Origin of the sequence: Nocardia carnea, assembly GCF_029868325.1 — a bacterium.
Classification (GTDB): Bacteria; Actinomycetota; Actinomycetes; order Mycobacteriales; family Mycobacteriaceae; genus Nocardia; species Nocardia carnea_C.
In genome coordinates, this window is the sequence record NZ_JARWNW010000023.1 from 1 (window position 1) to 12,408 (window position 12,408).

The 12,408-nt window shown below is 68.0% G+C and carries 13 protein-coding genes; 6 read left to right on the plus strand and 7 right to left on the minus strand.

Annotation, left to right across the window (positions count from 1 at the left end):
• Window positions 1–366: TetR/AcrR family transcriptional regulator (locus QH196_RS00665; RefSeq protein WP_280413790.1), on the minus strand; the 366-nt coding region annotated here is incomplete at its 3' end.
• Window positions 366–1,709, minus strand: coding sequence for a flavin-containing monooxygenase (locus QH196_RS00670; RefSeq protein WP_280413791.1), 1,344 nt, complete (start codon window positions 1,707–1,709; stop codon window positions 366–368). The genes QH196_RS00665 and QH196_RS00670, both read right to left, overlap by 1 nt.
• 173 nt (window positions 1,710–1,882) lie before the next feature.
• Here QH196_RS00670 and QH196_RS00675 point away from each other — a divergent pair, with 173 nt between their 5' ends.
• On the plus strand, window positions 1,883–2,923 hold the full coding sequence (locus tag QH196_RS00675; RefSeq protein ID WP_280413792.1) for an NAD(P)-dependent alcohol dehydrogenase: 1,041 nt from the start codon (window positions 1,883–1,885) through the stop codon (window positions 2,921–2,923).
• Window positions 2,924–2,926: 3 nt separating this feature from the next.
• Here the strand turns inward: QH196_RS00675 and QH196_RS00680 are convergent, their stop codons facing one another.
• Entirely contained in the window at window positions 2,927–3,409 is a 483-nt protein-coding gene (locus QH196_RS00680; RefSeq protein ID WP_280413793.1) for a nuclear transport factor 2 family protein, read from the minus strand.
• Between the two features lie 112 nt (window positions 3,410–3,521).
• Window positions 3,522–5,747 carry an MMPL family transporter gene (locus tag QH196_RS00685; protein ID WP_280413794.1) on the minus strand — a complete coding sequence of 742 codons (2,226 nt, stop codon included), beginning with the start codon at window positions 5,745–5,747 and terminating at the stop codon, window positions 3,522–3,524.
• Between the two features lie 147 nt (window positions 5,748–5,894).
• On the opposite strand from QH196_RS00685, the gene QH196_RS00690 reads away from it, so the two are divergent.
• Entirely contained in the window at window positions 5,895–6,509 is a 615-nt protein-coding gene (locus QH196_RS00690) for a TetR/AcrR family transcriptional regulator (RefSeq protein WP_280413795.1), read from the plus strand.
• 126 nt (window positions 6,510–6,635) lie between these two features.
• Complete coding sequence (locus QH196_RS00695; protein WP_280413796.1) at window positions 6,636–7,166, plus strand: mycothiol transferase; 531 nt, start codon at window positions 6,636–6,638, stop codon at window positions 7,164–7,166.
• A gap of 58 nt (window positions 7,167–7,224) precedes the next feature.
• Here QH196_RS00695 and QH196_RS00700 read toward each other — a convergent pair whose 3' ends face one another.
• The 3 genes from QH196_RS00700 to QH196_RS00710 all read right to left on the minus strand — a co-directional run bounded on the left by QH196_RS00700 (window position 7,225) and on the right by QH196_RS00710 (window position 9,413).
• Window positions 7,225–8,040 (minus strand): SigB/SigF/SigG family RNA polymerase sigma factor, encoded by an 816-nt coding sequence (locus QH196_RS00700; protein ID WP_280413797.1) that lies wholly within the window; start codon window positions 8,038–8,040, stop codon window positions 7,225–7,227.
• On the minus strand, window positions 8,030–8,485 hold the full coding sequence (locus QH196_RS00705; RefSeq protein ID WP_280413798.1) for an ATP-binding protein: 456 nt from the start codon (window positions 8,483–8,485) through the stop codon (window positions 8,030–8,032). Before QH196_RS00705 ends, QH196_RS00700 begins: the two co-directional genes overlap by 11 nt.
• A gap of 520 nt (window positions 8,486–9,005) precedes the next feature.
• Window positions 9,006–9,413 (minus strand): STAS domain-containing protein, encoded by a 408-nt coding sequence (locus QH196_RS00710; RefSeq protein WP_280413799.1) that lies wholly within the window; start codon window positions 9,411–9,413, stop codon window positions 9,006–9,008.
• 290 nt (window positions 9,414–9,703) lie between these two features.
• On the opposite strand from QH196_RS00710, the gene QH196_RS00715 reads away from it, so the two are divergent.
• The 3 genes from QH196_RS00715 to QH196_RS00725 all read left to right on the plus strand — a co-directional run bounded on the left by QH196_RS00715 (window position 9,704) and on the right by QH196_RS00725 (window position 12,040).
• Window positions 9,704–10,312 carry a flavodoxin family protein gene (locus QH196_RS00715; protein ID WP_280413800.1) on the plus strand — a complete coding sequence of 203 codons (609 nt, stop codon included), beginning with the start codon at window positions 9,704–9,706 and terminating at the stop codon, window positions 10,310–10,312.
• 61 nt (window positions 10,313–10,373) lie between these two features.
• On the plus strand, window positions 10,374–11,384 hold the full coding sequence (locus QH196_RS00720; protein WP_280413801.1) for an iron-containing redox enzyme family protein: 1,011 nt from the start codon (window positions 10,374–10,376) through the stop codon (window positions 11,382–11,384).
• A 5-nt stretch (window positions 11,385–11,389) separates the two neighbouring features.
• Complete coding sequence (locus QH196_RS00725; RefSeq protein WP_280413802.1) at window positions 11,390–12,040, plus strand: HemK2/MTQ2 family protein methyltransferase; 651 nt, start codon at window positions 11,390–11,392, stop codon at window positions 12,038–12,040.
• Window positions 12,041–12,408 lie beyond the last annotated feature (368 nt).

The following is a 12,408-nucleotide window of genomic DNA, read 5'->3' on the forward strand; positions in this document are numbered from 1 at the left end:
CGAGGCGCTGCGCGCGTCCAGGACGGCGCTGTAGAGATGCCGGTGGCGGTCCCAGAAATCCACCAGCCCGCGGATCGTGCGTTCGATACGGTCCGCCGGCTCCCCCGCGCCGACGAGAATATCGTTGACCGCGAACACTTCCTGGTAGATGTCCTCGAGGGCGGCCCCCACGGCGGCGGCCTTGTTCTCGAAGTAGAAGTAGAAGGCCGAGCGGGTCAGTCCGGCCCGGCGGGAGATCTCGGCGATATCGACGGCCTCGAGCCGGCCCCCGTTATCGCGCAGCAGTTCGTCCAGCGCGACCAGCAGTGCTTCGCGGCGCTGTTCGCCGCGCGGGGGTCCGCGCCGGTCGGTACGCGAGCGGACCATCAGCCGGCCTGCCCGGCCGGGTGCCCCGCGTGCTCGCGGGCGCGGCGCAGACCGGCGGGTATTTCGGCCAGCCGCAGATCGCGTTCGTAGACGAAGTAATCCAGCTGCTGGGTATGCCGGGGGCGGTCCACGATATGCCCGGTGAAGCGCTGCCGGTCCTCCTCGATGACCCGCAGCATCGTATCTTCCGGCGGCGGCCGGTAGTACCCGGCCGCGTAGGCGGCGATCAGCCGGGCCTGGCATTCCACGAACGGGAACAGGGTGGGGAACGGCTGCGCGAAACCGGCGAACGCGAGCCGGTCCACACCGGGTTTGAATATGCGTTTGTACAGGTCGATCCGGTTGTCCGGAGCGCTGATGAATCCGGGGTCGAAGAACGGGAAGGTGATGTTGTAGCCGGTGCAGTAGATGATGACGTCGAAATCCTTGTGCGTCCCGTCGGCGAAATGCACGGTGTCACCGTCGAGCAGGCGCACATCGGGTTTGGCCACCACATCGCCGGAGCCCAGCCGCAGCGGCAGCTCCACGGATTGGGTGGGGTGGGCCTCGAAGAACTTGTGGTTCGGTGCGGGCAATCCGTATTTCACCGGGTCACCCGAGATATAGGGCGTGAACGTCTGGACGAGTTTGCGCTGCCAGGACAGCGGAACATAGGGCACGGTGCGGAAATAACGATCCGCCGGGGTGCCGGCGAAATACTTCGGTACCACCCACGCGCTCGACCGGGTGGACAGCCAGACGTCGTTGTCCATCGCACGGGAGGACAGTTCGACGGCGATATCGGCGGCGCTGTTACCGATACCGACGATCAGGATGCGCTTACCGTAGAGGTCCAGCGGGGTCCGCGGATCGATATAGGCGTGGGAGTGGATGGCCTGCCCGGTGAATTCGCCCGGGAAATCGGGAAACCGTGGATCCCAGTGGTGGCCGTTCGCGACGACCAGAAGGTCGAACTCCCGGTTCTCGCCGCGCTCGGTCACGATTTCCCAGCGTTCGCCGACGGGGCGCGCGTGCCGGATACCGTTGCCGAATTCGATGGACCGCTTCAGGTCGAAGGCGGCGGCGTAACCCTCGAGGTATTCCTTGATCAGGCTGTGGTGCGGGAAATCGGGATAGGAATCCGGCATCGGATAGTCCCGGAACGACAGCTGATACTTCGAGGTATCGATATGCAGCGATCGGTACGCGCTGGAATGCCCGTTCGGATTCCCGAAGGCCCAGTTACCGCCGATCCGGTCCGAGGATTCGAAACAGGTATAGGCGATCCCGTAGTCGCCGAGCATCTTCCCGGTGGTCAAACCGCTGATTCCGGCCCCGATGACCGCGACGGTGGGGTTCGGCATAGGACCTCCTGCGTGTTCCGCCGCCCGACGGAGACCGGCCGGCAGTGATGCCGGTCACCCGAACCGTAGGGTCACATTTGACGCATGTCAAGAAATATCGACCCTTGTCAGCGACCGGCCGGCGGGCCTACTTTGTGAGACACGTCATAACGGCCGGATCCGAAGGAAACCCCATGCGCGCATTGCAACTCACCGAACCCGGCCGGCTGGAGATACGTGATGTACCGATCCCCGAACCCGGCCCGGGTGAACTACTGATACAGGTGGGCGCCTCCGGAATCTGTCACTCCGACCTGCACGTCCTGCACCTGCCGTTCAAGGTCCGCGACGAACCGCTGATCCTCGGACACGAAATCGCGGGCACGATCGCGGCACTGGGCGACCGGGTCGAGGGGTATATGACCGGGGAACGCGGGATTGTGTATCTGTGCTGGTCGTGCGGGAACTGCCCGGAATGCGCGAGCGGGAACGAGAACGTATGCCGCGCGGCGGGCCGGGTCGCCATGCCGCCGTGCCCCGGCCTGGGCCCCGACGGCGGTATGGCCGAATACGTGGCCGTCCCCGCGAGTTCGTTCGTGCCCATCGGCGATATGGATTTCGTGGCCGCAGCACCGCTGGCCGATGCCGCCCTCACCAGCTATCACGCTATCCGCGGCGCCCGCGATCAGCTGTATCCGGGGTCGACCGCGGTGGTGATCGGCGCCGGGGGCCTGGGCCATGTGGGGATCCAGATCCTGCGCGCCCTCACCGCGACCCGGATCGTCGCGGTGGATACCGACCCCGCCAAACGGGAGCTGGCCGTCGAATGCGGGGCACACGAGGTGCTGGCGGCGGGGGACGATACCGCCGACCGGATCCTGGAGCTGACCGGCGGCCGCGGCGCGGAGGCGGTATTCGATTTCGTCGGGGTGGACGCCACCGCCCAGCTCTCTGTGCGCAGCGTCGGCCCCAACGGCGCGTACCGGATGATCGGACTGGGCGACGGAGATCCCGGAATCACCGCCGGTCCCGCGGGCGGCCCCGGGCTGCCGTGGGGGGCGACCGTCCGCAAATCCTACGGCGGTACCAAACGCGATCTCATCGACAGCATCGCCCTCGCCCGGGCCGGCAGGATCGAGGCCCGTACCCAACAGTTCCCGCTGGAGGACGGCGCCCACGCCTACGCACTGCTGGAACAGGGGCGTATCCGCGGACGCGCGGTCCTCGTACCGTGAGCCCTACTTGTCGCCGGCCGGCGCCCACATATTGCTGATCAGGGTATGACTGGGCGTATCGGCCAGCGATTGCGAGGATTCGTAGATCCGGACGTAGGACGTGGCGGCGATCCGCCAGATACCATCCGCACCTTTGCGATACCGGTCGCTGTAGTACCCGGAGCCCCGGATCAGGACATTGAACTCGGTGGCGATCACCGTATCCTCGAACAGCCAGCTGCCGGTCGCGGTGTCACCGTCGACGACGATCTCCGGATGGTTGGCGACATGGGTGGTCACAATGCTCGGCCCGGTGTTGTTGCGCATGAACTCGACCACCGCCTCGCGGCTGTCGAACACCAGTTCCTTGCCCATCACATGCGTGCCGTAGCGGGCCTCGATCTCCGGGTCCAGGGTGGCGGCGAAATCGTCCCACTGTTTCAGGTCCAGAGTCCGGAAGTACCGATACTTGAGAGTGCGGATTTCTTCGAGTGCCTGCAGATCCATGAGGTCACCTTGGCACGAACGGTCGTCCACAACAAGAACACGTTCCACTTTTACGGCGCCGCGGCGACCGGGCGTACGTCGCCTCGACGCACACCCGGAATCGGATCCGGTCTCAGCCCGCCACCGATTGGAGACCATCGGCGCTTCCCGGGCCATCGGCCGAGGTCCCCCGCCCGCTCGGCAGAACCGCCCAGCGCCGCAAACCGGGCGGAGCCCACCAGTTCGCCGGCCCTGCCAGCCGCATGAACGCCGGCACCAGCACCGCCCGGATCACGGTCGCATCCACCACGATCGCGATCGCGATCCCCACGCCGAGCATCTGCAGATACATCACCTGACCGGTGGCGTAGAGCGAGAAGGACACGGCCAGCACCAGCGCGGCCGCGGTGACGAGCGGAGCCCCGCGCTGCAGCCCTTCCAATACCGCCCGGCGATTGTCCCCGGTGGCCCGGTAACGCTCGATGATCCGCGACAGCAGAAAGACCTCGTAATCCATGGACAACCCGTAGGCGACACAGAACAGCAGAATCGGGAAGGCCGGGTCGAGCGTGCCGATCGGCGTGAACCCCAGTACCTCGGCGAAAGCACCGTTCTGGAAAACGAAGACCAGGACACCGAACATCACCGCCAGGCTGAACAGGTTCAGCGCGATCGCCTTCGCAGCGAGCACGACACTGCCCGACATCGCCAGCAGCACCGCAAAGGTCACCACCGCGATCAGCACGGCAACCGCCGGAATGCGCTCGGTGAGCACGGCCCGGAAATCGGTGAGTTCGGCCGGATAGCCGCCCACCAGCACCTCGCCGAAGGGCCGGGGCACCGCCCGTAGTTCGCCGACGAAGGCGGGAACCTCGGTACCGGCCAATATCCGCCGGGTGGGGATCGCCTCGAGGCGGGTTCCGGTCTCGCTGACCAGCCGGCCGGGGTCCGGCGCCGGACCGGCGACCACACCACCGACGAAAACGCCCGCGGTCGAATTCACCCGAGCCACTCCGTCCACCCTGGACAGCGCCGCCGCATACCGTCCGACGGCATCCGGCGATACGGCCCGGCCGCCGGGCGCCACGAAATGCACGGCGTCATTGGCCTCGACGTCGAAGGTGGCCCGCAGATCGTCGTAGGCCTGGCGAGTGGAGGCAGTCGACGGCAACACGCGGTCGTCGGGCAGGCCGATCCGCAACCCGGCGGCCGGCGCGGCGAGCACGGCCAGCAACAGGATCGCGGCGGTCGCGGAACGCGCCGGATTCCGCATCACCACATCACCGAACCGGTACCAGAATCCTTGCTCGGTACTGGTCACCGGGCGGCTCCGGCGGGGCAGCGCCGCGTGGCCGGTGACGGCCAGCGCCGCGGGCAGCAGTACCAGCGCCCCGGCCACCGCCATCACCACGACGAGCACGCCGGCGTAGGCGAACGACCGCAGGAACGAATACGGGAAGACCAGCAACACCGACAGCGCCGCGGCCACCGTGAGACCGCTGAAGATCACCGTCCGGCCCGCGGTCGCCACGGCGGTGCGGACCGCGAGGGGTACTGCCGCGCCGGACCGCAGTTCCTCCTGGAACCGGGAGATGATGAAGAGGCTGTAGTCGACGCCCAGCCCGATCCCCATCACCAAGGTGATATTGGCGGCGAACGTCGAGACCTCGGTGAAGGAGGCGACCACCCGCAGGGCCGCCAGCGTGGCGAAGACAGCGAACAGACCGACCGCCAAGGTGTACAGCGCCAACCGCAGCCGCCGGTACAGCATGAGCAGCAACAGCAGCATCAGGGGAATGATGATCAGCTCGGCGCGCAGGAAATCCCGCGTGGCCTGGGCGCTGATCTGACCTGATACGGCCTCTGCGCCCGCGACTCGAACCTGCACAGTGTCATCGGCACGGGTGAACTCGGGCAGTAGTCGATCGATGATCTGCGCCCGTGCCGTCGTCGCGTCACCGGACACATGGGCGAGCACGACCGCGTGCCGTCCGTCGGCGCTGCGCAGCGTGGGGTCGCCGTGCGCCGACCAGTACGACCAGGCGTCGGCAACGGCTCGGTCGGCACGGAGTTCCGTGGTCAGCGCGGCACCCGCGGCCGCGACCTCGGCCGAATCGACGGTCCCGCCGGCCGCGGTGACGAGCAGGATCAGATTCGCGTTGCCGGTGTGGAATTCGCGCTGCAGCACCTCGTGTGCGCGCACCGATTCGGTACCCGGCGCCTCCCAGCGACTGAGGATCATCTCCCCCATCGCACCGGCCCCGATCACCCCCGAGATGAGGACGAGCAGGATTGCGGCCACCAGCACAGGTCTGGGTCGAGCAGCGAGCAGCGCGCCCAGCCGACTCAATGGGGACATGAGAACTCCGCAATCTTCGCTAGCATGAATTTACGAGCGACTGCTCGTAAATTGATAATACGAGCGGTAGCTCGCATTTGTCAACGGTGTTCCAGGGGCGCGATCCTGGAATATCAGTGGACTTTGTTCGCACCAGATGGAGGAGCCGTGGCCGACACCCGATCCGTTCGCCGCCAGGAACGGGGCAAACAGCGCATGGCACAGATCCTCGACGCCGCGCTGGAGCTGTTCGGCGAAATGGGATACCGAGCGGTATCCACCAATGCCATCGCGGCCCGCGCGGGTATCTCCCCCGGCTCGCTGTACCAGTTCTTCCCGAACAAGGAGGCGATCGCCGAGGCCCTGTCGGTGCGGCTGGTGGAATCCTTCCGCGCCGCGCACGCGTCGGCCTTCGAACGTAGCGACCTCGCCGATATCGGCCTGGACGAACTGGTCGACGCCGTGATCGACCCGCTCGTGGCCTTCAACGTGACCCATCCCGGCGCCAAAGCGCTCTTCGCCGACACCGATATGCCCGCCGGGCTCGCTGAGGGCACCCGGCCGTTACAGGAGGCACTACTCGGCCGGGTGGATTCCGTGATCGGGATCCGGGCACCGCAGCTCTGCGCCACCGACCGCGCCCGCAGCGCGCTCGTCGCGGTACAGATCGTACGGGCGATGACAGGGGCCATCGTCGCCGCGAACGGGCAGGACCGGGCGGCCCTGGTCGCCGAGACGAAACGCGCCCTGCGCGGCTATCTCGCCGAACTGGAATCCGGCTGACGCCGCGTCCCTCCGGTTTGCCGGCGCCGGGCAGTGGTATTGCTTTCGGAAACGAAAGCAGAGCCGACCGCGGGAAGCGGCCCGTCGCAGCGCAGCGCCGCTCCCCCACCGAGCGACGGAGAATCCATGAACAGCGCCGATATGCTCACCGATGCCATCGAACGGATCCGCGAGGTCGTGCACGAGGCGGTCGACGGACTCGACGACGAGGCCCTGAACTACCGGCCAGCCCCGGAAGCCAATTCGATCGCCTGGCTGATCTGGCATCTCACCCGGGTCCAGGACGAACACCTCTCGGAACTGACCGGCGGCGAATCCTTCTGGACCGGGCGCGGCTGGTTCGAACGTTTCGACCTCCCCATCGACCGCACCGCGACCGGTTACGGGGACACCCCGGCCGATGTCTCCAGGATCCAGGCCCCGGCGGAGCTGCTCACCGGCTACTACGACGCCGTCCACGCCCACACCTTGCGATTCGTCGGCAACCTCACCGACAACGACCTGGACGAAATCGTGGACGAGACCTGGAATCCGCCCGTGACCATGGGGGTGCGACTGATCAGCGTGATCGCCGACGACCTGCAGCACGCGGGGCAGGCGGCCTACCTGCGCGGTGTGTATGCCCGCACGACGGATTCCGCAGCGGTACGGCACTGATCCGCCGCTGACGCCAGAGCGCGGCGAGAGGGGCCCGTCGCCGGCGCACCGAGGCGGGTCAATCGCGCAGCGCTTCCTCCCGCAACCACCCCAGGGTCCGCGACAGTATCCGGGAGATATGCATCTGCGAGACGCCGAGCCGCTCGGCGATCTGGGACTGCGTCTTGGATTCGAAAAACCGCATCCGCAGCACCTGGCGTTCCCGATCGGAGAGCTCGTCCAGCAGCGGTTCGACAGCCAGATAGTCCTCCAGCCAGCCGTACGAGGCTTCGTCGCTTCCCAGCGAATCCACCAGCGCCGGTGCGGCGGATTCGCCGTCCTCACCGGCCGGGGCGTCCAGCGAGGAGGTCTGGTAGGCGTTGCCCGCGATCAGCGCCTGGGTCACCTCCACCAGATCGATCTCGAGTTCGTCGGCGATCTCCCGGGCCCGCGGCACCCGGCCGAGCCGCTGGGACAGGATCTCGATCGTGGGCCCCAGGCTCAGCTGGATCTCCTTGACCCGCCGGGGCACCCGCACCGACCAGGTGTTGTCCCGGAAATGGCGGCGCACCTCGCCCATGATCGTCGGCACGGCGAACGACAGGAACGACGAGCCCCGGGTGACATCGAATCGTTCGACGGCGTTCAGCAGACCCAGCCGGGCCACCTGCAGCAGATCGTCGTAGGCCTCGCCGCGACCGGAGAACTTCCGGGCGATATGTTCGGCCAGCGGCAGGCACCGGTCGAGTATTTCCGCGCGCAGCGCCGCCCGCTGCGCCGAATTCTCGGGCGCGGCGGCCATTTCGCCGAACAACGGCTCGATATCGTCGTAGCTGTCGGTGCCACGATGGCGACGTGAAGGCCCCGGATCGATACGCGGTGCCTCATGCGCCATCGGCGCCCCCTCGGTACCAGCTGAATTCGACATCGGTCGGGTATCCACCCCTCGCCACGTCGTAGGGATGCTGCACGACGCCGACCCCACGCGTGAGGGTCCGCACTATATGCCAGCCGAACCCTTCCTGATCGAGGAGCGATTCGGTCGCCGCTGTCGAGGTTACGCGCACAGTCATCCGGTGCTCGTCATAATCGAAGTCGCAGCTCAGTGTCGACTCGGCAACGGCTCCCGCGATCAACGAGGTGGCCACCTCGTCCAGGGCCAATCGGATATCGGTCACCTCGTCCAAACCGAAATCGGCTATCAGCGCCACCGTCTCGGCCAGCGCGCGCAGCATCACCAACTGCTCGTGCTCGGCCGGTACCCGCACGCCGACGGTCGTCGTATCCCGTGAAGTCGTTTCCACAGAGTCGGAGACGCTGTCCACCATGCGCACCACCACCACCTCGTTCCTACGGCCCACCCGCGGGCCGGGGGCGCCTCCGGGGCCATAGTGGCATTGACCCAGCGGCGACGCCGCGGCATCTGTCTCGGCCTGATTGTCACATGCGCTGGTACCCCGCATCAGGGGGCCGAAACCGCGAGCCTGCGCTGGATCCGATCCATGCGCTCGTGCACGATCGGCACAATATTGCCGAATTCAGTGCGCAGAGCCGATATGACGGGGGCGAGCGTGCACAGTGCGGAGCGCAGTGCGGAGATCTCGCTCGGTTTCCGGCTCCAGCGGATCGGGCGGGGAGCCGGACGTCCGGGCGCGCCCCTGATTCCCATCGTTGTTCCGCGAACCGGAAACGGATGGCAACCTGCTGCGGGCATCACTCCCGACCGCGGATCGAGCCCTATGGTCTGGCCGCCGGAATCCGCTTTCGCGGTGCATCACACCTTGCCGCGTTCCGGCCGGGCGAGCTCCGCATATACGCCGACCACCGCCGGTCCCTCCGGCGGTGGTCGGTATCCCGATTTCAGTCTGTCAGCGCCGTGCGCAGTGTCGGAAAATAGCGGAATTGGTGGCGGACGCCCGTGATCTGGAGCGCTCGCTCGATATCGCGGCGGCCGCTGACCAGCCGTAATTCGACCCCGTGGCGCCAGGCGTCGCTCTTCGCACCGGACAGCGCCGATGCGGCACGGATACACAGAAACGTCGTAGCGCGCAGATCCAGCACGACCACCCGGCAACCGTCGCGTTGACAGTGCCCGAGCAGCGCACGGAAGTCGTCGAGCCCGACCGCGTCGAGTTCACCCTCGACCCGGGCGATCAGGCAGTCGGGATATTCGGTACTGCGGCGCGACCACATGCGGCCGGCGGCTGCGGTGCGCGGATCGTTTCCCCGGTGTTGCTCGATCTGGTGCAGGGCGGTGGTTACCGACATATGAATCCCGTCCGTTGCGTAGGGGATTTCCGGTTGGCATACCCGGTCGGGACCAGCGACCGGACGAGCGGAGCGCCCATCCGGGGAGCCCGACTGCCGACATACGCCGCACCGGGTTCGGCTGTGTGTTTCAACCGCCCTCATTCTGGCACGAGTCGCCGACCCTGTACACCGGGCGCGGTCACGGTCGCGACAGGAGACGTTTACCGCGCGCCGGGGCGGCTATTGCGGGGGCAACGGGAGCCGGCCCCGGCTCGGGCACCACGGCAGGAGCGGAGGTTCATACGACGATGGCTTCTCTGAGCGCAGTCGCGCTGGTGTGCACGCTGAAGAAATCACCGGCCGAATCCAGTAGCGACCGGATCGCGCGGCAACTGCTCGACGAGCTCACCGCGCATGAGGTGAGCGGCGAGGTGATCCGGCTGGTCGACCACGATATCCGGCCGGGTGTGAGCGCCGACGAGGGCGACGGCGACCAGTGGCCGGATATCCGCGCGCGGGTCGCGGGCGCCGATATCCTGCTGTTCTGCACCCCCACCTGGCTCGGGCACATGTCCTCGGTGGCACAGCGGGCGTTGGAACGGCTCGACGCCGAACTCTCCGAAATCGACGATGCGGGGCGGCCCGCGATGTTCGGCAAGGTCGCGGTGGCGGCCGTGGTGGGGAACGAGGACGGCGCGCACAAGATCGTCGCCGACGTCTTCCAGGGGCTCAACGATATCGGCTTCACCGTCCCCGCCCAGGGCGCGACCTACTGGAACGGCGAGGCGATGAGCGGGGTGGACTATCTGGACCTCGAACGCACGCCCGACGCCGTCGCATCGACGAATTCCACGGCAGCGCGTAACGCCGCCCATCTGGCCCGGTTGCTGCGCACCACGCAGTACCCGGCCGGTTGATACACCGCTGATCCCCGCGGTGCGCACGGACGACGACATCGTCGCCACGAAAGGTGAATCCATGGTCGAAACACTCGCCGCCCCGGGCACCCTCGCCCGGGGAATACGCCTGCCCGCACCCCGGGGGCCGCTGTCCGCCGATCTGGTGGCGCTGCTGCCGGCCGCACCCGGCAGCCCCGTACCCCAGGCGCCACCGGAGCTGGACCCCTTCGGCGACGATCTCCAGCTGGCCCTGCACACCTGCTACGAACTGCACTATCAGGGTTTCCGCGAGGTGGACCCCGAGTGGGAGTGGGACAGCGGCCTGCTCGGTTTGCGACGGGACCTGGAACGCCGGTTCTCCGACGCGTTACGCGCCGCGGTCCCCGGCGGCCACGATGTGGCCGCGGAACTGGATCGGCTGCTGACCGCGCCCGCGGCCGGCGGTACCCCCGCCTGGCTGCGTGACGAGGGCACCTGGGAACAGGCGCGCGAATATTTCGTCCAGCGCTCGATCTACCACCACAAGGAAGCCGATCCGGTCGCCTGGGTGATTCCGCGGCTGCGCGGCCGCGCGAAGGCCGCGCTGGTGGCGGTCGAATTCGACGAATTCGGCGGCGGACACGGCGACCGGATCCACGCCCGCCTCTACGCCGACCTGCTGCGCGGCGCCGGCCTGGACGACGGCTACCTGCATTATCTCGACGTCGTCCCGGCTCCCATGCTGACACTGGTCGATATGATGTCGCTGTTCGGGCTGCACCGGTCGTTGCGTGGCGCCCTGGTGGGGCATTTCGCGGCCGTGGAGATCAGCTCCTCCCCCGCCTCACGGGTCATGGTCGAGGCACTCCAGCGGTTCTCGGCGCATCCGGACTGCGTGCGGTTCTACGCCGAGCACGTCACCGCGGATGCCGTGCACGAACAGGTCGTCCGGCGCGATGTACTCGCCGATCTGCTCGCCCGCGAACCCGAACTCGCCGAATCGGTGGTTTTCGGTATCCAGGCCACCGAACTGCTCGAAACCCGCTGCACCGAGGCGATGCTGGGCTGCTGGCGGAGGGGGGACAGTTCGCTGCGCCCCGAGGCCGGGTGAGCCCGATGCTGGTTCGTGCGCCAGGGGTGTACCGGCCGCAGCCCGATACCTGGCTGCTGGCCCGTGCCATGACCGAAGCGGCGCTACCGGACGGTGCCAGGGTGCTCGACGCCTGCACCGGCACCGGGGCGCTGGCCATCCACGCCGCCCGGACGGGTGCGGCGGCGGTGACCGCGGTGGACCTGTCCCGGGCCGCGGTGACCTCGGCCTGGCTGAACAGCCGGCTGCACGGGGTGCGGCTGGAGCTGTTGTGCGGGGATGTCACCGAGGTGGTCTCGGGCCGGACATTCGATGTCATCGTCGCCAACCCGCCGTATGTGCCGAGCGACGAACCGCGGCCCGCCGGCCGGGCCGCCCGCGCCTGGGACGCCGGCCGGCACGGGCGCTCCCTGCTCGACCCGCTGTGCGCGATGATGCCGCGCCTGCTGACCACGGGCGGCACGGCCCTCATGGTCCATTCGGCCCTCTCCGGGACCGCGACCAGCCTGCGCCAGCTCCGCAGTGGCGGCCTGAAGGCGACCGTGGTCGCGCGGACGGTGATCCCCTTCGGCCCGGTACTGGCCCGCCGCAGCAGCTGGCTCCGCGACCACGGCCTGATCCGGCCCGGGCAGCAGCACGAGGAGTTGGTGGTGATCCGTGCCGACCGAACACGATGAGAAACCGATCGGCCCCACGGAGCAGGCGGTCGGCGATCGTCCCGCTCCCCCGGCGCCGGCCGATCCGCGCCCGGCCTCTTCCCGTGCGGCCGAGTGCCGGGTCGGCCCGGTCGCGACGATACGCGGCGCGGGCGCGCCTGCCGATACTCCTGCACCGGCCGGCGACCCACGGTCGCGGGACACAGCTACCCGGCCCGAGGTGCCGTCCACACAACCGGAGGCCGATTCCGGCACGGCGCCCACGGCGGGAGCCGAACCGACCCGGATCGTTTTCACCGAGGACGGGCCTGCGCTGGTCGACGGCCCCGTCGAACTGGTGACCGCAGACGGCGCGGTGATCCACGCGGACCGTTTTCTCGTCGCGCTCT